Below are 24,196 nucleotides of genomic sequence, written 5' to 3'. Positions count from 1 at the left end.
AAAAGCCCCTCTGCTCTCGGTGGACCTCATGCCCGCGAGAGTGGGCCTCATTTCCCGTGAAGGTGGACTTCTTTCCCCGTGCAGATGGACTTGTGGCTACGAAATTTACAGTACCGAAAGTAACAACGGCTAATTGATACCGTAAATAGAGCAAGGAGGTGTGGTGCATGAGCAATGAAAACGTATATCTTCCCGGTAAAATCCGTGACCGCATACAGGACTTGATGAAGTCCCATAAGGTCACGCAGGCCGAGCTTGCTGCTCGCATCGGTTGTTCGGAAAGTATGCTGAGCCGTTTCATCAGCGGCAAGACGGACAAGCTGGGCGACGAAAATATCATCCGTATTGCCCGGGTGTTCAACGTCTCCACCGACTTCCTGCTTGGGGAAGCCGATGTCCCTGACCGCCTGAATTATGACATTTCCGAGCTTGGCCTGTCCGTGCAGGCAGCGAGAAATCTGTATACCCATAGAGTCAATCCGCAGGTGGTCAATGCGCTGCTTGAAAATCCGGAGTTTGCCAACACCACAAATCTGATCTCCGGTTATTTGGATGACGAACTCGCCAAGGGATTTGCCGCGCAGAATCAGTTGTACGCAACCGTCGCCGGTATGCTGAGGGGTCAGCCTGACGCTGTCGATGACATAAAGAAATTGCAGACCCCGGTATATCAGGCAGACCTGACAGCAATCCAGCGCTCGTTCATGGCTGCGATACAGGCCGTAAAGAAAGAATTCGGCAATGGTCTTCTGGCATCCCGGGAATTGACCGCACAAGCAGCGAAAAAGATTTATGCCGAGCTGACCAAGGGACAGCATAAGCCAAACCGTAAAATCACGCCGGAGCAGATCGGTGAGGCGGTCGCACAGTCTGTTTCTCATCTGCCCGGTGTCGATACAGAATTGGTCAAGCAGATGTTCCTTGCGATGACCGGCACGGTAGCGGACAATGAAAAGGGAACAAATGACCAATGAGCAGCTCTGTGCATTGGTGAAGCAGGGCGATGCCGATGTGCAGAATCTGCTGATTGAAAATAATCTCCGCTTCATCAAAAAGACAGCCCATGAGGTGTGGAGCACGCAGCCCGAACTGAATTGTTCTCTACATATTGCCCTTGATGATCTGGTACAGGAAGGAGCGTTGGGGTTGCTCGGCTGCATCGAGAGCTACAATCCCGACAGCGGCAATCTATTTCTGACCTATGCTGCTCCCGCAATACGGAACGCCATGATCGATTACATCCGTTCGCAGAGCGTGTCCTTCGAAGCGAAGAATCTGAACAGCATCATTTCGCTGGATGAACTGGCGAAGGACGAGGTGCGGAGCAAGCATCATTTCATTGCCGACCCCACCAGACAGACGCCGGAGCAGGTTTATCTGGCTCAGGAGCGAATTAACGATATTCACCACGCTCTGTACATGATCGAGGACAGAGAGGAACAGTATCTGCGTTACCGTTTTGGCTTCGACGATGATATGGAGCATCCGCTGACAGAAACGGCAAAGCATTTTCATCTGTCCGAAAGCAGAGCGAAGAAAACGGAAGCGCTTGCCCTAGATAACGTGTGGTTGGAACTGCCGTGGTGGTATTAGGGGCATGGGGATGCGTCGCTGCGGCGGGCTTTATATACCTCTTGCTCCCCCGGTGATGCAGCATAGCTTCGGTCATTGACCTGCGCAATGCTGCACCACCTACACCCGAAGAACGAATATCCGCAAGCCTCCCGTGCTTGCAAATATTCGTCCTTCTGCTGCCACAGGAAACGGCCTGCCCAGTACAGTGACAGCCCCTTTCCAGCGTCAGCGGTCGCAAAAGGTATAACACACTAGACTTTGCAGAGCAAAATCGTGTGCCAACAGGATGCTGCTCGCCCCTATTGGAAACCCAGAGCCAAGGGGATATTCCCCTCTGGACACCCCATATTTTCTTCGCAGGTTGGTACCAAAACTGTGAAAGGCAGTTTGTCACCGGTGCGAAGAAAAAACAAAAGGAAGCATCTGCGCTCAGATCGTGAAGGCGCAAATCTTCCTTTTGGTGCTGACAATCTGAAATTGGATATGGTGCAATTTCAGATTGTCAGCTTCTGCCTCGGCAGAGAAATACGAAAACAACCTTGGAGGATTTTGATATGATTACAGGCGAAATGAAAAACAAAGTCGATTCCATTTGGGATACGATATGGACAGGAGGTATTACAAGCCCCATTACCGTTCTGGAGCAGATCACCTACCTGATGTTTATGAAGCTGTTGGACGATAATCAACTGAAGGCCGAGGCCAATGCCAATCTGCTTGGCGTTCCGCTGAAGAACAAAGTGTTTCAGGATGGAATGTGCATGATCAGCGAGAATCCCCGCGTAGAAACGGAATACAAAAATCTCCGTTGGAATGTGTTCCATAACTTTGAACCCGGCGAGATGCTGACGAACATCCAAACCTATGTGTTCCCCTTCATCAAGACCATTGGCGAAGGCAAGGATACTGCTTTCAGCCGCTACATGAAGGACACTGTGTTCCTGATTCCCACAGCAAAGGTGCTGGCCAAGGTCGTGGATGGCATCGATGCCATGGATATGAACAATAAGGACATCATGGGTGATGTTTATGAGTATCTGCTGGGTAAAATCGCCGCTGCAGGTGAGAACGGCCAGTTTCGTACTCCCCGCCATATCATCAATATGATGGTGGAACTGATGCAGCCGACTCTCAAAGATTCCATCCTTGACCCCGCCATGGGCTCTGCCGGTTTTCTTCTGTCCAGTGCAGCCTATATCAGCGAGCATCAGAAAAAGGAACTGATGAAAACCGAGAACATGCGCTACTTCAAATCCGGCCTGTTCTCCGGCTTTGATACCGACCAGTCCATGCTGCGAATCGGCGCCATGAACATGATGCTCCACGGTGTGGAAGATCCGCATATCACTTATCAGGATTCCCTGTCCGGCGAGAACACCGAACGGGATCAGTATTCCCTCATCATGGCGAACCCGCCCTTTACCGGCAGCGTCTTCCAGGAAGAAATCAGCAAAGACCTGCTGGGTCTGTGCAAGACCAGAAAAACCGAGCTGCTCTTTGTGGCGCTGTTTACGAAGATGCTGAAGGTGGGCGGACGCTGCGCCTGTATCGTTCCCGATGGTGTGCTCTTTGGTTCCTCCAAAGCACATAAGGCGATCCGGCATGAGCTGGTGGAGAACCAGCAGTTGCAGGCTGTGATCTCCATGCCTTCCGGTGTGTTCAAGCCCTATGCGGGAGTGTCCACGGCGATTTTGGTTTTCACCAAGACCAATGCCGGCGGCACAGAAAATGTCTGGTTCTATGATATGAAGGCCGACGGATACAGCTTGGACGATAAGCGCTCTGAAATCAAAGAGAATGATATCCCGGATATCATTGCCCGGTTCCATAATCGTGAGGCGGAGGCTGACCGGGAGCGTACCGAGCAGAGCTTTTTTGTCCCGAAGCAGGAAATCGTGGATAATGGGTACGATCTTTCCATTAACAAATACAAGAAAGTCGAGTACGAAACGGTTGAGTATCCATCCACGATTGAAATCATGACCAATCTGCGTGAATTGGAGCTGCAAATTGGTCAAACGATGGATGAACTTGAAAAACTGTTAGGACTATAAATTCGGATTTGTGGGGATGAAGTTATGACGCGGAACCGTGTCCCATTGGGGAATTATGTTACAGAGTATTCTGTCCGAAACAAAGACAACGAGGATATTCCTGTATATAGCGTTACAAACAGTCAAGGGTTTTGCCGGGAGTATTTTGGGAAAGAGGTCGCCAGCAAAGACAAAACCACATACAAAATTGTTCCTTACGGTTACTTTGCATATAATCCATCCAGAATCAATGTTGGATCAGTGGATTGGCAACGGTGTGAGGCACAGGTGATTGTCAGTCCGTTGTACAACGTGTTTTCCGTTTCTGATGAACTTGACCGTCAGTTTTTGTATTACTTTCTCAAAAGCAATATTGGCCGGCAAATGATACGGGCGAAAGCTGCAGGAAGCGTCCGAGATAATCTGAAACTGGATATGCTGAAAGAAATGACAATACCAGACAGTTCACTTGACGATCAGAGACACTGTGTTGCTACTTTAGATAACCTGCAGTATCTTATTGAGCTTCGCAAAAAGCAACTCAACGAACTGGACGACCTCGTCAAAGCTCGATTTGTCGAGGTGTTTGGTGACCCGAAATCGAATCCAAACAGCTATCCTATTGGCCAGCTCTCAGAGCATATTGAGTTTTTGACATCCGGTTCCCGTGGTTGGGCGCAATACTGTGTGGATAATGGTAGCGAATGGTTTATCACCATTAAGAATGTAAAAGACTGTCGCATTTCTATTGACAATATGCAGCCTATTAATGCTCCTGATAATGCCGAAGCAAAGCGCACCAAAGTCCAAGAGGGTGATTTGCTTATCAGCATTACGGCAGATTTGGGGAGAACAGGCGTTGTGACTAAGGAAATTGCCGATCATGGGGCATACATCAATCAGCATCTTACCTGTATTCGACTGAATAAAGAAATACTCAATCCGCTGTATGTTGCTTTTTTCATGGAAAGCCCAGCAGGAAAAGAACAGTTTGAATCTAAAAATCAAAGTGCTGTAAAGGCAGGACTTAACTTCAATTCCATCAACTCTTTGCGGTTGCTTGTGCCGCCAATGGACGAACAAAGCGCATTTGTGGAGTTCGTTCACCAAGTCGACAAATCAAAAGTTGTCGTGCAGAAAGCTCTGGATGAGGCACAGACTTTGTTCGATAGTTTGATGCAGAAGTATTTTGGCTAATTTTAATAAAACATAATGGATGCAGGATGTTGGTACACATAGAAAGGATAGGTGCGCCAACATGGAGGAAAAACTGGTCAACATTATGAACGAAATGGCTGAATATCTGAATATTTCCCAGCTGAAAAAGCTGCAGGAAGTGCTGCTGAAACATTTATCGGATAATGCGCCGCAGAAAGAGCAGGTAGCAAATGCAGACTATCTGAAACTGTTCCTGGATGCCAAGAAAATTGAGGGTTGTTCAGAGAGAACAATCAAGTATTACCGAGTGACAGTAGAGCATTTACTCTCGCATATTTCCACGCCAATAAGGAAAATAACCACCGATGAGGTGCGAAGTTACCTGGTGGATTACCAGCAAATCAACAATTGCAGCAAGGTTACAGTTGATAATGTCCGACGAAATATATCCAGCTTCTTCTCCTGGCTTGAGGAAGAAGATTACATTCTGAAAAGCCCGATGCGGCGCATCCATAAGATCAAGACCAAAACTGTGGTCAAAGAAGTGATTTCTGACGAAACCATTGAAGTGATGCGGGATCACTGCACTCAAATCAGAGATGTCGCCATGATCGATATGCTTTACTCCACGGGAATCCGTGTAGGCGAACTGGTCAATCTGAATATTTCCGATGTAAATCTCCAGCAACGGGAGTGCATCGTTTACGGTAAAGGAGATAAAGAGCGCCGGGTGTATTTTGATGCCAAAACCAAGATCCATCTTCAAAATTATTTGGATAGCCGCACTGACGGTAATCCAGCACTATTCGTAACGCTGGATTCACCTCACACCCGGCTGAAAATCAGCGGTGTGGAAATCCGTCTAAGGGAACTGGGGCGCAGCCTGGGGCTCTCCCGCATCCATCCGCACAAATTCCGCCGTACAATGGCCACAAGAGCTATTGACAAGGGTATGCCCATTGAGCAGGTTCAAAAAATCCTCGGTCATTCTCAGATTGATACCACCATGCAATATGCCATCGTCAATCAGAATAATGTGAAAACCTCTCACCAGAAGTACATCGCCTGATTTCCCCAAATTCGGATTTGTGGGGATGAATGATGAGACAACTGTTGAAAGATTTAGCCGTAATTTGCGCAGGTCAAGGGGCTCCACAAGGTGACAATAATTATTGTGAAAATGGCACTCCGTTTGTTAAGGCAGGTAATCTTCAAGAATTACTTGAAGGAAAAGCGATAACCAGTATACAGAAAGTGTCGGACGAGGTCGCAAAAAAGCATAAACTCAAGCTCTATCCTAAAGGAACAATTCTATTTGCCAAAAGTGGAATGTCTTGCATGAAAGGGTATGTATATGTCCTGCCGCAAAGTGCGTATGTGGTCAGTCACCTTGCTTGCGTAACGCCAAACGAAGATGCATCTGAGTATTTAAGATACTTTTTCAACTACCATAAACCAAATCAACTCGTAAAAGACGCAGCTTATCCATCTATTAGTTTATCTGATATCGGTAATCTTGTAGTTGACATGAAATCCGAGTCAGAACGAAACGCAATAGTATCTGTACTTCAGCATGCTGAATCCGTTATTACTTTGCGGCAGAAGGAACTCCAAAAGCTGGACGACCTCGTCAAAGCTCGATTTGTCGAGGTGTTTGGTGATCCAGTCAGAAACCCTATGCAGTGGGACACATACCCCCTTGAAGAATGTTTGGAGCGGATTGATAACGGGAAAAGCTTCATATGTTCTGATAAGCCCCGAACAGACAATAATCCGGCAATTCTTAAACTTAGCGCGGCTACTTACGGTGATTATAGACCTCTTGAAAACAAAGCACTGCTTGATGAAAGTCTGTTTGTAGAAAGCGCCGAAGTTCATGCTGGTGACTTGCTTTTTACCAGAAAGAACACGCCGGAACTGGTAGGGATGGCAGCTTATGTACAGAATACGCCTTCAAAACTGATGATGCCGGATTTGATATTCAGGCTGGTTCCCAATGAAAAAGTAAATGCCGTGTTTTTGTGGCAGCTCATCAACTGCAAAGAGTTTCGACCTGTCATACAAGCTATATCGGGTGGCTCAGCTAAATCGATGTCGAATATTTCAAAGGAACGACTTGGTAAAATTAAGGTAATCTGCCCACCAAGAGAATTACAAGATTCTTTAATTCCGTTTGTTAAACAGCTCGACAAATCAAAAGTTGTCGAGTCAATACACAGGATGAATGTCCTATTCAATATCACGCTGAACGGAGGGAACCGTTATGACATTAGGGCAAATGAATTCTAAACTGATGAAAGCACAGGAAGCTGAAACGCACCTTGATCGTGCGCTCATTTGCCGTGCGCTTTTGGAGGATGCAGTTGACTTTATTTACGGGAAAGTCGGCGCAAAAAAGCCGCCCAAAGCCTCTCTGCTGGAACTGATCGACAGCCCTGTCGTGACCGGTTATATCAACGATGCGGACACTGTAAATGCCCTCCATTATGTCCGTATTCTCGGCATGAATGCCAAGCACGGCAGAAGTGTTCGCAAAAAGGAAGCCAAGCTCGCGTATGACAATATCGCTTACTTGATTGGCTTGATTGCCTCCAAGGAGAATGGGACGGAGTCTGCCTATCGAAAGCCGCCCTATATGAGCGAGGCTGCCACGCGCAGGCTGTACATAGATCTGTACCTGAAGGAAGCCGGTTGGGATGTTCTGGATGTGGAAAATCTCGCCCAGCCTGGCAAAGCCGGTATTGAAATTGAAGTACAGGGAATGCCCAACGCCCACGGTGTAGGGTACTGCGACTATGTTCTTTATGGGAAAGACGGCAAACCGCTGGCCATCATAGAGGTCAAGAAAACCTCCGTTGACCCCGAAAAGGGACGCCATCAGGTGGATTTGTACGGCGAGTGCATGAAGAAGGTCTACGGCTATAAGCCTGTTCTGTACTATACCAACGGATACAGCATCAAAATCATTGACGGCATTTACCCGGATCGTCCGGTTATGGCATTCCATACCATGGAGGATCTGGAACTGATGCTCCAGCGCCGAACTCGCGGTGATATTACCGATCTTACCATCAACGACGAAATAACCAACCGCCCATATCAGAAAATGGCAATCACCAATATCTGCGAATGGCTGAACGCCAAGCACCGCCGTGGCCTGCTTGTCATGGCTACCGGCACCGGAAAAACCCGTGTGGCCATTTCTCTTGTCGATGTGCTTACCCGCAATAGTTGGGTTAAGAATGTCCTGTTCCTTGCAGACCGCACCTCTCTGGTCAATCAGGCAAAGCGCAATTTTGCAAAGCTGATGCCGAATATGAGTGTCTGCGAGCTGTCTGCCGGCGGTGAAAAGGATTTCAATGCCCGGCTCATGTTCTGTACATACCAGACCATGATCAACTACATAGATGCAGAGGACAAGCGCTTCTCTGCCGGAAGGTTTGATCTGATCATCATAGATGAGGCACACCGCAGCATTTTCAACCGTTACGGAACCATTTTCAAATACTTTGACAGCTTCCTTGTTGGCCTGACCGCAACGCCGAAAAACGATGTGGATGCCAATACATACCGTATTTTTGGCTGTGAAGCCGGAATTCCCAATTTCGATTATACCTTGGAGGATGCCGTAAAGGAGAAGTATCTGGTCGGCTATCATGTGATCAACCGCACTTCCAAGATGCTGTCCAAGGGTATTGATTATGATGAGCTGACCGAAGAGGAAAAGGAACAACTGGATGAGTATCTGGAGGAAGATCCTCCCACCCCGGATTTCAACATTCCCGGAAACGAAATCTTCAAATATCTGTTCAACAGGGATACCTGCCGCAGAGTTCTGGAGGAGCTGATGCAGTGGGGTTATCGTATCGACGGAGGCGAAACCCTTGGAAAGACCATCATTTTCGCCTACAACCATAAGCACGCTCAAATGATTGTAGATTGTTTTCATGAACTGTATCCGGAGTATTCTGCCAACACCTGCCAGCTGGTGGACTATTCTGTGAACTATGGCGACGATCTGGTTTTGAAGTTTGAAGAAGATGATGAGTTCCGCATTGCGGTTTCTGTCGATATGCTGGATACAGGCGTAGATATTCCCGCTGTGCTGAATCTGGTGTTTTTCAAGAAAGTGCGTTCTAAAATCAAGTTTGTTCAGATGATCGGACGAGGTACCAGACTGTGCGATAACATCTATGGCCCCGGAAAGCACAAGAGCGGATTCCAGATTTTTGACTACTGCGGCAACTTTGAGTACTTCGGAGAGCACCCAGACGGGAAAGACGGCAAGGAGATGCTTACCCTGTCTCAGCGTCTGTTCCAGATCCGGCTTGATATGCTGTTTGAGCTTCAAAAGCTGGAGTATCAGGAAGATGCATGGTTCCATGCCTATTATGACCAAATCAAAGCAGAACTGCATGGCATGGTCGTAAAGATCAAATCGCACAGCAATCGCATTCAGGTACGTGAGGCTATGCAGTATGTGGACAAGTATTACAATCTTGATACTTGGGTATCACTTTCTCCCGTCATGGTCAAAGAGGCCAAAGTTCATATCTCTCCTTTGCTCGACAGCGGTTTGAACGGTGACCATCTGAGTGTAGCATTTGATGTGCGGATGTATCACATCGAAAAGGCGCTACTGGCTGGCACTGGCATCAAAAGCGTTTCTGATCATGTAAAAAATATCCGCCTGATTGCACAGTATCTGCTGACCGAAAAGGCATCCGTTCCCCAAGTCCTTAAAAAAGCTTCGGAGCTGAAAGCTGTGATGAGTGAGGATTTCTGGACTACTGCCACTGTTCGGGATTTAGAGAAGTATCGTTCTTCTTTGCGGGATTTGATGCAGTTCCTTGGTGGCCCCCATAAGATGTTTGATATTGATATCACCGATGAAGTGGATGAAGCCGAATATCAGCCAGAAGATACCATGATTGACATTCGGACATACCGTGAGAAGGTCATTGACTATCTGGCAGAGCATCTGGATAGTGCTTTAATCAAGAAGATTCATAATTTGGAGCCGATCACCAATGCTGACCTGGCGGAACTTGAACATATTTTGTGGCATGAGCTTGGAACAAAAGCAGAATACGATGAGGCAACCGATATCGGCAATTTGGCGGCATTTGTCCGCAGCCTGATTGGCCTAAGTCAGGAAGCTGTCAATGTAAAATTCGGTGAATATCTCAGCGGAAACCTGCTGAACTCTCAGCAGCAGGAGTTTGTGCGTACAATCATCAACTATGTCAGAGAAAACGGCGATGTCGAGCTTGCTGATATGGTCAACACGGAACCGTTCAACAATTACGATTTGAATGAGATTTTTGGAATCAATTTGCCTGCTATGATTGCAGTAGTTCGGACACTGCATGATGCAGTTCAAGTAGCGTAACCGAGCCTCACCTACTCTGCCAGACACGGGGGTGCTTTATGAAGTCGAGATCCAACGAATTGCTCGATAAGAGCATTGCTGCAATGATTTCTGCTATCGAAATCTATAACAAACCAGATTTTTTGTATCGCGGGGAAACCTTTTCAATCTTAGCAATCAATAGCTGGGAGCTGCTTTTTAAGGCAAAGCTCCTCAAAGACAATCACAACAAGATGCGCTCACTATATGTTACAGAGCCAATCAGAAATAAGGATGGAAGCAAATCAAAACGACGCCGAATTAAACTAACAAGAAGTGGAAATCCATTTACTCACTCAATCGATTACATCGCCGAAAAATTGATTGTAACAGGGAAATTGGATCGAACCGTATGGGACAACATTACCGCACTGATCGAGTTGAGGGACTCTGCGATCCATTTTTACAACTACTCGGCAAAATTCAATGTTCGTATCCAGGAAATTGGAACAGCTTCACTAAAGAATTATGTGATTTTGTATAAGAAATGGTTCGGAAGAGATCTGTCTGCATATAACTTCTATTTGATGCCGCTGTCGTTTGTTCAGGTTCCAAAAGAGGCTGATATCGTATTACTGAATGCAGAAGAGAAGAATTTCTTTAATTTTGTAAACGAACTAGAAGATAAGAGTACGAATCCCAGTGGGGAATATAGCATCGCTCTGAACACAACCGTAAAGTTCACAAAATCCACATCTAAGGATGATATCAAAGTGGCCTTGTCCCAGGACAAGGATGCAATAAAAGTGAATTTGACTGAAGAAGAAATTCGTAGCCGATATCCATTCGACTATGCGGCATTAACCGAAAAATGCAAAAAAAGATATAGCGACTTCGTGATGAATGGGGATTACCATAAAAACCGCAAAGCCTATGAAGGAGATCCCAGATGTGCTTATGTCAGATATTTGGATCCAGCTAATCCGAAAAGTGGCAGAAAAGTGTTTTACAGTGATGTAATTCTATCGAGGTTGGATGGTCATTATACGAAAAGATAACATCAAAATAGCACAGCCCACCGATCATCTGACCGGTGGGCTGTGCAGCGTTAATTCTGACATCCGCAGCTCAAACAGTGATTCCCGCTATGTACCTTACCTCAACTTCATGCCCCACAGCAGTCCTGTCTTTACGGGTATAGTTCGCAGTTCGTATGGTACTCATCTTCTTGACCATCTGGCCGCCGACAGAGCCGGCCTCGCGGCTGGTCAGGTCGCCGTTGTAGCCCTGCTTCAGGTTCACGCCGACTTCCTGAGCGGCCTCCATCTTAAACTTGTTGAGGGCCTCGCGGGCATTGGGGACCACAGGCTGGTTGGAACTGTTGGAGCTAGACATAGTAACATCTCCTTGCGAATTTTTTTGTTGGATTGAGAATCCGCACATATTTTTGCCCCGGCCACGGTTTCTATGTGCCAGGCGGGGCTGCTAATTCATAGTAAAAATGGAAGGGTAAAAGAAGGCGCTGCGGACACCCGCAGAAGCGGAAGGAATAAAAAGAGCCGGTGTGGGGAATGTTTTTGTTAATAGGATGCAAGATCGTCCCGATCTTGTGATCCGATTTGAAGAAAATTGCTTTGATTTTATAACCGGGGGATGCTATAATAACGCTGTATGTAAATACGCGGCTCTGTGCCGCTCTCACATAACAGGAATAACGACAGACAGGCCGGCGCAGTTTTGTCCGGCTTTGTTATTGCCGGGAGTGTGTCCCGGCCGGAGAATAGAAGGTGCGGTCTTGACAAAGTATGTGATTCAGGGCGGGAAACCGCTCTTTGGAGAAATTACCATCAGCGGCGCGAAGAATGCCGCCGTTGCCATTATCCCCGCGACCCTGCTGGTGAGCGGGACCTGCCGGATCGAGAACATCCCCCAGATCAGCGACGTGACCCTTATTTTGAACATTCTTCAGGACCTGGGCGCCGACGTGCGGACGGTGAACCGGACCACTGTGGACATCGACTGCAGCCACATCCACAACGCCAGGGTGCCTGAGGAGCTGGCCCGCAAGATCCGGGCCTCCTACTACCTCATCGGCGCGCTGCTGGGCCGCTTCGGCAGCGCGGAGGTCCCCCCTCCGGGCGGCTGCGATCTGGGCGGCCGGCCCATTGACCAGCACATCAAGGGCTTTGTGGCCATGGGCGCCGATGTGGACGTGCAGGGCGGCTATATCCACGCCCGGGCCAGGCAGGGCCGGCTGGTGGGCACCACGGTCTATATGGATATCGTCTCGGTGGGCGCCACCATGAACATTATGCTCTCCGCCGTGCTGGCCGAGGGCCTGACCATCATTGAAAACGCGGCCAAGGAGCCCCACATCGTGGACCTGGCCAATTTCCTCAACTCCATGGGCGCTGAGATCATGGGTGCCGGTACCGATGTGATCAAGATCCGGGGCGTGGAGCGCCTGAACGGCGGCACATACTCCATCATCCCCGACCAGATCGAGGCCGGCACCTATATGGCGGCGGTGGCTGCCGCCGGCGGAGAGGTCCTCATTAAGAATGTCATCCCCAAGCACCTGGAGTGCATCACCGCCAAGCTGGAGGAGATGGGGGTGGAGGTGGAGGACCGGGACGACGCCATCCTGGTCCGCCGCACCGGAAAGCTGACCCGCACCAACGTCAAGACCCTGCCCTATCCCGGCTTCCCCACCGATATGCAGCCCCAGATCGCCGCGGCGCTGTGCCTGGCCGAGGGGACCAGCGTGCTGACCGAGGGCGTGTGGGATAACCGCTACCGCTATGTGGACGAGTTCCGCCGCATGGGCGCCCAGATCCAGGTGGACGGCAAGGTGGCTGTCATCGAGGGCGTGGAAAAGCTCAGCGGCGCCCGGCTCCACGCCTGCGACCTGCGGGCCGGGGCGGCCATGGTCATCGCCGCGCTGGCGGCGGAGGGTACCTCCGAGGTGAGCAACATCTACCACATCGAGCGGGGCTATGAGGATATTGTCCGCAAGCTCTCCGGTGTGGGAGCCGACATCCGCGTGGTGGTCACGCCCGACGATGAGCAGAACGAGGCCAGCGCGGGCTGAGCCGGAAGGAACGGGATCAGGGGCGGCGGTTTTCCGCCGTCCCTTTTTGCGTCCAACATGACATAGGGGAGATCTTCTTGCTGACATTGACGACTCTGGCCAGCGGCTCCAGCGGCAACTGCACCCTGGTGTCCGACGGGACCACACATATCCTGATCGACGCGGGCATCTCGGCCCGGCGGATCACCACCGCCCTGAAGGAGCTGGGGGTGGACCCTGCCGAACTGGCCGGAGTGCTGGTGACCCATGAGCACAGCGACCATATCTGCGGCCTGACCACCCTGACCAAGCATTTGCCGGTGCCGGTGTACGCCAGCCGGGGCACCGGATGGCAGCTGTGCTACCGCATCGCCTTTTTGGAGGAGCGGCTCCGCACCTTTGAGCCGGGGGAGGGGTTCCGCGTGGGCGGGTTGGAGGTGGAGACCTTTCCCACCAGCCACGACACGGCCCAGAGCAACGGCTACGCCGTGTCCGCCGGCGGACGGAAAGCCGCCGTGGTTACCGATCTGGGGCACGTGACGCCGGCGGTGGAGGCGGGTATCCGGGGATGCCATCTGCTGGTGGCCGAGGCCAATCACGACGAGGAGTGGGTCCGGTCGGGTCCGTATCCGTATATGCTCAAGCAGCGCATCCTGGGAGACCGGGGACACCTGTCCAACGAGGCGGGGGCCGCGCTGGCCTGCGCCGCCGCTGAAAACGGGGCCCACACTCTGGTGCTGGCCCATCTCTCTCAGGAGAACAATACCCCCGCCCGGGCCTATGACACGGTGCGAGCCGCCCTGGAACGGCGGGGAGCCGCCGTCGGCCGGGACGTGGCGCTGGACGTGGCCCCCAGGATCGGGCACGGAAAGCGCTATACCGTATAATAGGGAGGGTGCCGTATGCTCAGCGTCCATCTCATCTGCGTCGGCAAATTGAAGGAAAAATTCTACATAGAAGCCTGCGGGGAGTATGTCAAGCGGCTCTCGGCCTACTGCAAGCTCCACATCACGGAGCTGCCAGAGGAGCGGCTGCCCCAGGCCCCCTCCCGGGCCCAGATCGACGCCGCCCTGGAGCGGGAGGCTGCCGCCATCCGGGCCAAGCTGCCCCCCAGCGCCAGCCTGGTGGCCCTGTGCGTGGAGGGGAAGCTCCGCTCCAGCGAGGAGCTGGCCCGGCTTATGGACGACTGGAGCCGGAACAGCGCCAAGCACCTGGTGTTCCTCATCGGCGGGTCCTACGGCCTGCATCCCTCCATCAAGGCGGAGGCCTGGGTGAAGCTGTCCATGTCCCCCATGACCTTCCCCCACCACCTGGCCCGGGTGATGCTGCTGGAGCAGATCTACCGGGGATTTAAGATCATCGAGGGTTCCAGCTACCATAAATAGGATGAGACTGGGAAAAATTTTCCCAAAGCTCAGAAAAACGCCGGAAAAGACCATGGAATTTCCGGCGTTTTATGGTATAATGACGGCATAGGCCCGGGAGGGCCGGCAACACAATGTGTTGGATGATTGATTGGAGGTCCTGCCAATGTCCTATCGAGATACGTATGAGAAGTGGCTCAGCAGCCCCGCCCTGTCCGCCGGGGAGAAGGCCGAGCTGGAGAGCATCCGGGGCGACGAGAAGGAGATCGAGTCCCGCTTTTTCGCCCCGCTGGAGTTCGGCACCGCCGGCCTCCGGGGCACCATGTGCGTGGGTCTGCACCAGATGAACATCCATGTGATCCGCCACGCCACCCAGGCCTTTGCCCAGGTCATCCTGGCCGAGGGACCCGAGGCGGTGGAGCGGGGCGTGGCCATCTGCTACGACTGCCGCAACCACTCCGACGAATTCGCCCGGGAGACCGCCTGCGTCATGGCGGGCAACGGCATTAAGGTGCGCCTGTTTGACGCCCTGCGCCCCACCCCCGAGGTCTCCTTTGCCGTGCGGGAGTACGGCTGCATCGCCGGCGTCAACGTCACCGCCAGCCACAACCCCAAGGAGTACAATGGCTACAAGGTCTACTGGCAGGACGGCGCCCAGCTGCCCCCTCACCACGCCTCCGCCATCGCCCAAAAGATGGAGGAGCTGGACCTGTTCGACTCCATCAAGCGCATGGATTATGACGAGGCCGTGTCCAGGGGCCTCATCACCCTGATGGGCAGGGAGACCGACGAAAAGTTCCTGGAGAATGTGATGGGCCAGGTCAACGACAAGGCGGCGGTGGAAAAGGTGGCCGACACCTTCAAGATGGTATACACCCCCTTCCACGGCACCGGCTACCAGCTCATCCCCGAGGCCCTGAAGCGCCTGGGCATGAAGCATGTGATCTGCGTCCCCGAGCAGATGGTCATCGACGGCAATTTCCCCACCGTGGTCTCCCCCAACCCGGAGAACCCGGAGGGCTTCTACCTGGCGGTGGACCTGGCCAAGAAGGAGGGCGCCGACTTTATCCTGGGCTCCGACCCCGACGCCGACCGGGTGGGCATCATGGTCCGCAACGACCAGGGCGAATATGTCGTCATCTCGGGCAACCAGACCGGCGTGCTGCTGCTGGACTACCTGATCGGCGCCAAGCAGCGCACCGGCAAGCTGCCGGAGAACCCGGTGGCCCTCAAGACCATTGTCACCACCGAGATGGCCCGCAAGGTGGCCGAGGTCAACGGCCTGAAGTGCTACGACACCTTCACCGGCTTCAAATTCCTGGCCGAAAAGAAGGACAAGCTGGAGAACGCCGGCGAGGGCAAGGTCATCTTTGCCTATGAGGAGAGCTACGGCTACATGCTGGGCGACTATGTCCGGGACAAGGACGCCGTCACCGCCGCCCTGGCCCTGACCGAGATGGCGGCCTGGTATGCCGGACAGGGCATGACTTTGTACGACGCCCTGCAGAAGCTCTATGAGAAGTACGGTTACTACGGCGAGAAGACCCTGAACCTGGTCATGCCCGGCCTGGACGGCCTGAAGAAGATGGCCGACCTGATGGCCGGCCTGCGGGCGCATCCCCCGGTGGAGATCGCCGGCGTGGCCGTCCGGCAGCAGAAGGACTACAAGGACGGCTCCGTGGTGGACGTGGCCAGCGGCGCCCGGAGCGCCATGGAGCTCTCCGGCTCCAACGTGCTGCGCTATGAGATGAGCGACGGCACCAGCGTCATCGTCCGTCCCTCCGGCACCGAGCCCAAGGTCAAGGTCTATATCCTGGCCAACGGCGGCAGCAAGAGCGAGTGCGATGACAAGGTGGCCAAGTACAGCGCCTGGGCCGAGAGCCTGAAAAACTGAATTTGAGCATATGCGCCGGCGGCGTCCCCACGGACGCCGCCGGCGCGGTCCGTAAACGGAGGGAGACCTTGCCAAAAAAGAGAGCGACAGTTGCGCAGCAGGGCGGGCTGTGATAGAATAGACCAAAACTTTATGGGAGGTGCGCCGTGTTTTTTGAAAAAAGTGAGTTTGTGTTTAAGGAAATCGGACAGAAGGAACGCTATCAGCGGTGCAAAGCCGCCCTGAAGGAGGCGGGCGTCCGCATCGTGGAGGCGGGGTCTGTGAACAACACCATCCCCGTGGGCGGCTGCGGGGCCAAGCTGGACATCCGGGACTTCGGACCCAAGGGAAAGATCGACCGGAACACCTACTACATCTGCGTCCGTCCGGCGGATGCGGAGCGGGCCAGGGAAGTGCTGGCCGCCATCGAGTAAAGCGAGAACTGCCGGGGGAAAACTCCCCTTGATTTGAGGTCGCGCCGGGGAAAAGCGGCGTTCCGGGACGTGTGTTCGGATGGATGGGGACCTTGAATCGGGCACAGAGAAAGGAACGAAACGACGATATGATGGAAATCAACGGCGAACAGATCGACCGGATCTCCGACTATGCCGACCTGGGGCTCTCGCCCGAGGTCATGCGGGCCATTGAGAAAAAGGGCTATGTGCGCTGCACTCCGGTGCAGTCCGGCGCCATTCCCTACTTTATGGAGTGGAAGGACGTCATCGCCAAGGCTCCCACCGGCACCGGCAAGACCTTCGCCTTCGGCATCCCCATGGTGGAGCACGTGGACCCCGCCCGGGACGAGGTGCAGGCCCTGATCCTGGCCCCTACCCGGGAGCTGGCCATCCAGATCCAGGAGGAGCTGCGGGACCTGTGTGAGTTCAAGGAGGGAGTGCGCACGGTGTGCCTCTACGGCGGCGCCCCCATTGACAAGCAGATCAACACCCTGAAAAAGCACCCCCAGATCGTGGTGGCCACCCCTGGCCGCCTGATGGACCACATGAAGCGGCGGACCGTGCGGCTGGACAAGGTGGAGACCGTGGTGCTGGACGAGGCAGACCGGATGCTGGACATGGGCTTCGTCCGGGACGTGACCCGGATCCTGGACCAGATCAGGCACCGGAAGAATCTGGGCATGTTCTCGGCCACCATCTCCCGGGAGGTCATGGATATCTCCTGGGTGTACCAGCGGGACCCGGTGGAGATCACCGTGCGCCCGGTGGAGGAGTCCAAGCCCGATATCGTGCAGTACCGCATCGATCTGGACGGCCGGGACCGGAAGGTGGACACCATCGCCGCCCTCATTACCCACGGGGAGTACGAGCGGGCCATCGCCTTCTGCAACACCAAGAACATGACCGACCGGCTCGCCGGGCTGCTGAAGATGCGGGGCATCTCCTGCGAGGCCATCCACGGCGATATCCAGCAGCGGGTGCGGGAAAAGACCCTGGACAAGTTCAAGCGGGGCGAGCTGCGGGTCCTGGTGGCCACCGACGTGGCTGCCCGGGGCCTGGACATCGACGATGTGGACGCGGTGTTCAACTTCGATGTGCCCGACGAGATGGAGAACTATACCCACCGCATCGGCCGTACCGGCCGGGCCAAACGCCACGGCGTGGCCTATACCTTTGTGGCCAACATTACCGAGGGCATTCGGATGGACGAGATCGTCCGCAACACCAAGGCCGAGATCCAGCGGCTGCGGTATGACGAGGACGGATGCCTGATGCTGGTGGAAGAAGAAAAATAAGGGAAGGGCGTCCGCCGGAGGGACCGGCGGGCGCCCTCTTCTGCTCCGGCAGCGCTCCCACCGGAGCAGCGGGAAACCTGGATTTTCTGTTTTCGGAACCGGAATAAGACCTTTACACTCCGGCGTTTTGTATGATAAAATACGGATGTATTTTATAACGTGAAGTTTACTTTGCTGTATACGGAACGGAGCCGGAGCGCAGATGCTCCGGCCGGCATTACGCTGCGCGTTCCCCGCAGGAACGGATAGGGGGCATATCATGCAATTGAGTCAGATCAAAGAGATCCTCCACGCCACGGTGCTGTGCGGAGAGGAGCGCATGAATGAGGAGGTGTCCTCGGTCTGCGGCAGCGATTTTCTGAGTGATGTGCTGGCCTATGTTCACGACCAGAACCTGCTGCTGACCGGACTGGTCAATCCGCAGGTGGTGCGCACCGCGGAAATGACCGATATCAAATGCATCGTGTTCGTCCGGGGCAAAATGCCCGACGCGAATATGATCCGCATGGCAAAAGACCGGAACATCGTGATGATGTCCTCGGTGGAGCGTATGTACAATGCCTGCGGGCTGTTATACAGCAATGGATTAAGGGGGAATTGAAATGGAACCTGTAAAACTGGAATATCCCGTGGAAGGCGGGGATTACATTGAGGCGGGCGAGGCCTCCAGCAAGATGAAGATGACGCTCAAGAAGCTGGGCCTGCCCTCGGACGTGATCCGCAAGGCATCCATCTGTATGTATGAGGGCGAGATCAACATGGTCATCCACGCCAACGGCGGCCGGGCCGAGGTGGAGATCAGCATGGACAGCATCGTGCTGCGGATGATCGACCAGGGCCCCGGCATCCCCGACGTGGCAAAAGCCATGGAGGAGGGATACTCTACCGCGGGGCCGGAGGTGCGCAGCCTGGGCTTCGGCGCGGGAATGGGCCTGCCCAATATGAAGCGCTATTCCGATGAGATGAGCATCGAGACCGAGGTGGGTAAGGGCACCACCGTCACCATGAAGCTGAAGATCGGATGAGAGATCATCATATCTTGGAGTTGATCGCATGAAGCACGCTGTTGTCCTGGATGTCAATCGCTGCCGGGGCTGCACGACCTGCATTAAAAACTGCCCTACCGAGGCCATCCGGGTCCGCCGGGGAAAGGCGGCCATTCTGGCTGACCGGTGTATCGACTGCGGCCGGTGCATCCAGGTCTGCCCCCACCGGGCCATCAAGTCGGTAAGCGACGACCTGGAACAGCTGGGCCGCTACCGCTGCCGGGTGGCAGTGCCCGAGCCGGCGCTCTACGGCCAGTTTCAGCACCTTTGGGACATCAATCTGGTGCTCAACGGACTGCTGAAGGTGGGCTTTGACCGGGTATTTGAGTCGGCCCGGGCGGCCGAGCTGCTGGCGCAGTACACCGGCAGCCGGAAGGAGGAACAGCCCCGGGCCATGCCGCTGATCTCCTCCAATTGCCCCACCATCCTGCGGCTCATTCAGATCCGCTTTCCCCAGCTCATCGACCACGTGGATCCGCTGATCCTGCCCATGGAGCTGGCCGCCATCCTGGCCCGGCGGGAGGCCGAGCGGGAGACCGGCCTGCCGCCGGAGGAGATCGGTGTGTTCGCCATCGTCTCCTGCCCCGCCAAAGTCACGGCGGCCCACAATCCGGAGGGACTGGAAAAACCGGTGCTGGACGGCGCTTTTGCCATCCGGGATCTGTACAGCCGCCTGCTCCGCCCCATGGAGCAGATCCGGGACCCCAAGCCCATGCTCTCCGCCGGCGCCACCGGCATCGGACTGGCCATTGCCAGCGGCGAGTGCCATGCCCGCCAGACCACCAAATATCTGGCGGTGGACGGCATTGAGAACTCCATCGAGATGCTGGAGGAGATCGAGGACGGACGTCAGCCGGAGGTAAACTTTATCGAGCTCTCCGCCTGCACCCAGGGGTGCGTGGGGGGCTGCCTGTGTGTGGAAAACCCCTACGCCGCCCGGATGCGCATCCGGCGGATGATGAAGGAGCAGCCTGCGGACCGGTGCCAGACGCCGCTGTCCGGGGCCGACGAGGAGGACCTGAAGTTCGACCGCATGCTCCGCTACACGCCTGCCTTCCAGCTGGATGAGGACCGGGCCCAGGCCATGGCCAAGCACCTGCGGATCGAGGCGCTGGAGGCCCATCTGCCGGGGCTCCACTGCGGGTCCTGCGGCGCGCCCAACTGTCATGCCTTTGCCGAGGACGTGGTGCTGGGACGGGCCTCGGCGGACGACTGCATCTTCAAGGTACGGGAACGGATGCGGGGGGTGGCCGGCCCCGGCGGGCCGGACGCCTATCTGCCCCCGCCCTTCCGGCAGAGGAAGCCGAAAGAAAAGGAAGAAAATGAGTGAAACAAAGCGCGTACCGCTAAGCGGTACGCGCTTTTTGTGTATTCAAAGCAGCCGAAAGGGGAAGATGGGTCAGCGGTCCCATTTGTCGATGAGGGAGCGGAGCTGATCGGCAAATTTGGCCAGATCCTTGTTGGCGCCGCCCCGGTTGCGGGCAATGACCTCCATGAGCCGACGGCCGGTCTCCTCCAGACGTTTGTAGGCCGGCGAGGCGGAGTCGGCCGTCCGGACAGGCTTGGGCTCCGGCACGATGCCGGGGGCCATGATACGGCCGGAGAGCAGGTCATAGACCTCTTCATAATTGGCAGCGTGGGCGGAGAAGCCCCGCTCCCGCAGGGTCTGGGCATAGATATCCGTGACCTGGGCGTCTCCGTGGACCACAAAGACCTCCCGGGGCTTGGGGTCAAAGTGGCCGATCCAGCGCAGCAGGCCATCCCGGTCGGCATGGGAGGAGAGGCCGTGGAAGTTGACGATCCTGGCCCGGACGGCGATCTCCTCACCGAAGAGCTTGACCGATTTGACGCCGTCCAGCAGGCGGCGGCCCAGCGTGCCCTCGCCCTGGTAACCCACAAAGACCACGGAGGACTCCTCCCGCCACAGGTTGTGCTTGAGGTGGTGGCGGATGCGGCCCGCGTCGCACATGCCGGAGGCCGAGATGATGACCTTGGGCACCTTGTCCATGTTCAGGGCCTTGGACTCTTCGCTGGTCTCGGTGATGTTGAGGCCGGGGAACTGGAAAAGGGCGCCGCCCTTCAGAGCCTCAATGGCCTCCTCGTCCAGATAGCCGTGGAGATCGCCGGAGAAAATTTTGGTGGCCTCGCCTGCCAGGGGAGAGTCCACATACACCGGGAAGCTGGGGACCGACTTCACCATGCCCTGCTCCTTCATCTCACGGATGAAATACAGCAGTTCCTGGGTGCGGCCCACCGCGAAGGAGGGGATGATCACATTGCCGCCCCTGCCCAGGGTGTCATCAATGATGGCGGCCAGCTTTTCGGTGTACTCAGGATCCTCCTCCATATCGTGGTTCCGGTCGCCGTAGGTGCTCTCGGTGAGGATGTAGTCGGCCTCGGTGATGTAGCTGGGGTCCCGGATGATGGGCTGGTCCCGGTTGCCGATGTCGCCGGAAAAGACGATCTTGCGTGTTTCGCCGCCCTCGGTAAGCCACATTTCCACACTGGCCGAGCCCAGCAGATGGCCCGCGTCGGTAAAGCGGACGCGGACGCCGGGTTCGATCTCAAGCTCGTCGCCGTATTCGCAGGTCACCACATGGGAGAGGGCGGCCTCGGCGTCGGCCACGGTGTACAGCGGCTCCACCGGCTCCCGGCCGGCGCGCTTGCCCTTCTGGTTGAGCCACTGGGCGTCGCTCTCCTGGATGTGGGCCGAGTCCCGCAGCATGATGGACAGCAGCTGCCCCGTCAGGCGGGTGCAGTAGATATTGCCGGTAAAGCCCTGTTTGACCAGCAGCGGGATGCGCCCCGAGTGGTCGATGTGGGCGTGGGTGACCACCACGGCGTCGATGTAGCCGGGGTTGAAGTCCAGCTCCCGGTTGTCCCTCTCATCCCGACCCTGCTGGAGGCCGCAGTCGATCAGGATCTTTTTCCCATTGCATTCCACACAGTGACAGCTTCCGGTCACGGCTCTGGCCGCGCCAAAAAAGGTGAGCTTCATAGCGGACCTCCTTGTATGGTTTGTACAATCATTGTACTCCATCTGGAACGTACTGTCAATTGCCCGTGCGGACGGCCTCCAGCAGGCGGCGCTCCAGGGCGCGGAAGGTGGGGCAGAAGATCCGACGCCCCAGGGCGGCCGACAGGGCCTCATTCCAGGCGGAGAGAGGGTAGCGGTCGCAGTCCAGCACCGTGAGCAGGGTCCAAAGCCAGATGGGTTCGGGGCCGGCTCCCAGCCGGGAGAGCCGGGCCAGGACGGGATTTTCCATGGGCTTCACCTCTCCCCATCCTATGCGGAGGAGAGGGAAAGGGAACCCTTACAGCCCGGAACAGATCTGACTCTTTTTGGGCAGGAGCAGGGCGGCGATGAGATAGACCCACAGGGACAATCCGCCCAGCCATACCAGCAGCACCAGGGCCACCCGCACCAGCGTGGGATCCAGATCGAAATACTCCGCGATGCCGCCGCATACGCCGAAAAGAACGGCGTCGGGACCTTCGGTACGATACAGCTTTTTCATGGAAATGCCTCCTTTTGCTTGTTGTGTCCAGATTACCAGACCGGGTTTAAAACTTTCTTCGCCGGGGCTTAAAGTTTCATTAAATTTGGCAGGGCGCTTTTTGAGCGGAAAACCGGTCTGCCCGGCCGGAAAAATGCATAGGATGCCCTGTGGGAGGTGAGGGATTTGTCTCGTCTGCTTGCCAGACCGTGGGCCCGGGATCTGCTGATGGGCCTGGCGCTGCTGTGCGCCCTGCTGTCGCTGCTGCTGTGGCCTCAAGAGGCCATGGAGGCCGCGAAGAGCGGATTGACCCTCTGCTACAATGTGATCGTGCCGTCCCTCTTTCCTTTTTTCGTCCTCTCCTCCCTGGTGGTGGAGCTGGGCCTGGCCGGGTATCTGGGGCGAATGCTGGAGGGAGTCATGCGGCCTCTCTTCCATGTCAGCGGGGCCTGCGCGTCAGCTCTGGCGCTGGGCTTCATCGGAGGGTATCCGGTGGGCGCCCGGACGGCCATCAGCCTCTATGAGAAGGGGATGTGCACCCGGACCGAGGCCGAGCGGCTCCTGGCGTTCTGCAATAATTCAGGCCCGGCCTTTATCCTGGGCGTGGTGGGGGCCGGCATTTTTTCCAGCAGCCGGGCGGGGGTGCTGCTCTATCTGGCCCATGCCGCCGCGTCGGTGTGCGTGGGGGTCCTGTTCCGCTTCTACAGGGCCGGGGACCGGAAGGGGAGGGAGCAGAAGGTCTCCCCCCAGTTCCAGGCCAGACGGTTCACCGCCGCCTTTACCGACTCGGTGAAAAACTCCTTCCTCTCCACGCTGAATATCTGCGCTTTCGTGGTCTTTTTCACGGTGGTCATCCGGATGTGCTTTCTCTCGGGCGCGCTGCCCGCCCTGGCCGCCCTGCTGGGACACTTGCTCGCGCCGCTGGGATTTGACGTGATCTGGGCCCAGCGGCTGCTCACCGGCGTGCTGGAGCTCTCCTCCGGCGTGTGGACCCTGGCCGGGGAGGGGACCCTGACAGGCCGGCTGTCCATGGCGGCCTTCATGCTGGGGTGGGCAGGGATCTCGGTCCACTGTCAGGTCCTCTCCTTCCTGGGCGGGAGCGGCCTCTCTGCAAGGACCTACCTGGCGGGAAAGTTCCTCCACGGAGCCTTCGCCGCGGCTTTCACCGCCGCTCTGGCCCGGGTGTTCCCGCTGAAGGAGGCAGTGTCCTCCCTGCTGGTGCAGCAGGTGGATGACCTGGCGTGCCTGGATTTTCACACCGCCCTCACCATATCCACAGTGTGTGCCTGGATGACCTTCCTGTTTTTCCTGCTTCTGGCCGCGGCGGCCCTGGGGAAAGGGACTGTTCACAGGCGAAAGAGCGTGCTATAATAATGTCTACTGAATAAACCGCTTTGCGGTTTATTCGCGCGGCGGCGGCCGCGCAATTCCATAAAAACGGCTCAAAGGAGCCGTTTTTATGGAATTCAGCCATTGTTAC

General features: G+C 55.3%; 22 protein-coding genes. 18 read left to right on the top strand and 4 right to left on the bottom strand.

Translation table 11 applies throughout. The features are described from left to right. Positions 1–167 precede the first annotated feature (167 nt). From ACTNBZ_RS13125 to ACTNBZ_RS13090, 8 genes are all read left to right on the top strand, one after another. Positions 168–974 (top strand): helix-turn-helix domain-containing protein, encoded by an 807-nt coding sequence (locus tag ACTNBZ_RS13125; protein ID WP_441210566.1) that lies wholly within the window; start codon positions 168–170, stop codon positions 972–974. Continuing rightward, the gene (locus ACTNBZ_RS13120; RefSeq protein ID WP_441210564.1) at positions 964–1,593 is read left to right on the top strand and encodes a sigma-70 family RNA polymerase sigma factor; all 630 of its coding nucleotides are present in this window, start codon (positions 964–966) and stop codon (positions 1,591–1,593) included. The genes ACTNBZ_RS13125 and ACTNBZ_RS13120 overlap by 11 nt, the downstream gene beginning before the upstream one ends. A 536-nt stretch (positions 1,594–2,129) precedes the next feature. After that, on the top strand, positions 2,130–3,629 hold the full coding sequence (locus ACTNBZ_RS13115; protein ID WP_441210562.1) for a type I restriction-modification system subunit M: 1,500 nt from the start codon (positions 2,130–2,132) through the stop codon (positions 3,627–3,629). 24 nt (positions 3,630–3,653) lie between these two features. Beyond that, complete coding sequence (locus tag ACTNBZ_RS13110; RefSeq protein ID WP_441210560.1) at positions 3,654–4,805, top strand: restriction endonuclease subunit S; 1,152 nt, start codon at positions 3,654–3,656, stop codon at positions 4,803–4,805. Between the two features lie 61 nt (positions 4,806–4,866). Beyond that, positions 4,867–5,835, top strand: coding sequence for a site-specific tyrosine recombinase/integron integrase (gene xerA / locus ACTNBZ_RS13105; protein WP_303926986.1), 969 nt, complete (start codon positions 4,867–4,869; stop codon positions 5,833–5,835). Positions 5,836–5,879: 44 nt separating this feature from the next. Then, a complete protein-coding gene (locus ACTNBZ_RS13100; protein WP_441210558.1) occupies positions 5,880–7,055 on the top strand; it encodes a restriction endonuclease subunit S in 1,176 nt (391 codons plus the stop codon). After that, positions 7,030–10,158: a type I restriction endonuclease subunit R gene (locus ACTNBZ_RS13095; protein ID WP_441210556.1), complete on the top strand. Its 3,129-nt coding sequence runs from the start codon at positions 7,030–7,032 to the stop codon at positions 10,156–10,158. The genes ACTNBZ_RS13100 and ACTNBZ_RS13095 overlap by 26 nt, the downstream gene beginning before the upstream one ends. 38 nt (positions 10,159–10,196) lie before the next feature. After that, positions 10,197–11,174, top strand: a complete 978-nt coding sequence (locus ACTNBZ_RS13090; RefSeq protein WP_287880264.1) for a DUF3644 domain-containing protein — start codon at positions 10,197–10,199, stop codon at positions 11,172–11,174. Between the two features lie 70 nt (positions 11,175–11,244). Here ACTNBZ_RS13090 and ACTNBZ_RS13085 read toward each other — a convergent pair whose 3' ends face one another. Further along, entirely contained in the window at positions 11,245–11,511 is a 267-nt protein-coding gene (locus tag ACTNBZ_RS13085; protein WP_441210555.1) for a small, acid-soluble spore protein, alpha/beta type, read from the bottom strand. Positions 11,512–11,911: 400 nt separating this feature from the next. Between ACTNBZ_RS13085 and ACTNBZ_RS13080 the strand changes: the two genes are divergently transcribed. From ACTNBZ_RS13080 to ACTNBZ_RS13040, 9 genes are all read left to right on the top strand, one after another. Continuing rightward, positions 11,912–13,207 carry a UDP-N-acetylglucosamine 1-carboxyvinyltransferase gene (locus tag ACTNBZ_RS13080; protein WP_441210553.1) on the top strand — a complete coding sequence of 432 codons (1,296 nt, stop codon included), beginning with the start codon at positions 11,912–11,914 and terminating at the stop codon, positions 13,205–13,207. Positions 13,208–13,284: 77 nt separating this feature from the next. Next, on the top strand, positions 13,285–14,073 hold the full coding sequence (locus ACTNBZ_RS13075; RefSeq protein WP_441210552.1) for an MBL fold metallo-hydrolase: 789 nt from the start codon (positions 13,285–13,287) through the stop codon (positions 14,071–14,073). Positions 14,074–14,088: 15 nt separating this feature from the next. After that, positions 14,089–14,571, top strand: a complete 483-nt coding sequence (gene rlmH / locus ACTNBZ_RS13070) for a 23S rRNA (pseudouridine(1915)-N(3))-methyltransferase RlmH (RefSeq protein WP_441210550.1) — start codon at positions 14,089–14,091, stop codon at positions 14,569–14,571. 145 nt (positions 14,572–14,716) lie between these two features. Next, positions 14,717–16,444 (top strand): phospho-sugar mutase, encoded by a 1,728-nt coding sequence (locus ACTNBZ_RS13065; protein ID WP_441210548.1) that lies wholly within the window; start codon positions 14,717–14,719, stop codon positions 16,442–16,444. A gap of 146 nt (positions 16,445–16,590) precedes the next feature. Then, the gene (locus tag ACTNBZ_RS13060; protein ID WP_441210546.1) at positions 16,591–16,857 is read left to right on the top strand and encodes a hypothetical protein; all 267 of its coding nucleotides are present in this window, start codon (positions 16,591–16,593) and stop codon (positions 16,855–16,857) included. A gap of 131 nt (positions 16,858–16,988) precedes the next feature. After that, entirely contained in the window at positions 16,989–18,173 is a 1,185-nt protein-coding gene (locus ACTNBZ_RS13055) for a DEAD/DEAH box helicase (RefSeq protein WP_441210570.1), read from the top strand. 259 nt (positions 18,174–18,432) lie between these two features. Beyond that, complete coding sequence (locus ACTNBZ_RS13050) at positions 18,433–18,774, top strand: DRTGG domain-containing protein (protein ID WP_441210544.1); 342 nt, start codon at positions 18,433–18,435, stop codon at positions 18,772–18,774. Position 18,775: 1 nt separating this feature from the next. Then, the gene (locus ACTNBZ_RS13045; protein WP_441210542.1) at positions 18,776–19,198 is read left to right on the top strand and encodes an ATP-binding protein; all 423 of its coding nucleotides are present in this window, start codon (positions 18,776–18,778) and stop codon (positions 19,196–19,198) included. Positions 19,199–19,226: 28 nt separating this feature from the next. Continuing rightward, positions 19,227–20,549 carry a [Fe-Fe] hydrogenase large subunit C-terminal domain-containing protein gene (locus ACTNBZ_RS13040; RefSeq protein WP_441210540.1) on the top strand — a complete coding sequence of 441 codons (1,323 nt, stop codon included), beginning with the start codon at positions 19,227–19,229 and terminating at the stop codon, positions 20,547–20,549. Positions 20,550–20,618: 69 nt separating this feature from the next. Here the strand turns inward: ACTNBZ_RS13040 and ACTNBZ_RS13035 are convergent, their stop codons facing one another. Genes ACTNBZ_RS13035 through ACTNBZ_RS13025 form a run of 3 tightly spaced genes read right to left on the bottom strand, consistent with a single transcriptional unit; the run spans position 20,619 to position 22,737 of the window. Continuing rightward, entirely contained in the window at positions 20,619–22,217 is a 1,599-nt protein-coding gene (locus ACTNBZ_RS13035) for an MBL fold metallo-hydrolase RNA specificity domain-containing protein (protein ID WP_441210538.1), read from the bottom strand. A gap of 55 nt (positions 22,218–22,272) precedes the next feature. Continuing rightward, positions 22,273–22,485 (bottom strand): hypothetical protein, encoded by a 213-nt coding sequence (locus ACTNBZ_RS13030; RefSeq protein WP_441210568.1) that lies wholly within the window; start codon positions 22,483–22,485, stop codon positions 22,273–22,275. 48 nt (positions 22,486–22,533) lie between these two features. After that, on the bottom strand, positions 22,534–22,737 hold the full coding sequence (locus tag ACTNBZ_RS13025; RefSeq protein WP_441210536.1) for a PspC domain-containing protein: 204 nt from the start codon (positions 22,735–22,737) through the stop codon (positions 22,534–22,536). A gap of 165 nt (positions 22,738–22,902) precedes the next feature. On the opposite strand from ACTNBZ_RS13025, the gene ACTNBZ_RS13020 reads away from it, so the two are divergent. Further along, positions 22,903–24,087, top strand: coding sequence for a nucleoside recognition domain-containing protein (locus ACTNBZ_RS13020; RefSeq protein ID WP_441210534.1), 1,185 nt, complete (start codon positions 22,903–22,905; stop codon positions 24,085–24,087). The last annotated feature ends 109 nt before the right edge of the window (positions 24,088–24,196 follow it).

The sequence above is a fragment of the Pseudoflavonifractor sp. HCP28S3_F10 genome, from assembly GCF_052065415.1.
In the GTDB taxonomy this organism is placed as follows: Bacteria; Bacillota; Clostridia; order Oscillospirales; family Oscillospiraceae; genus Pseudoflavonifractor_A.
Note: the sequence above shows the minus strand (reverse complement) of the source record. Positions and strands in the feature narration are given on the sequence as shown.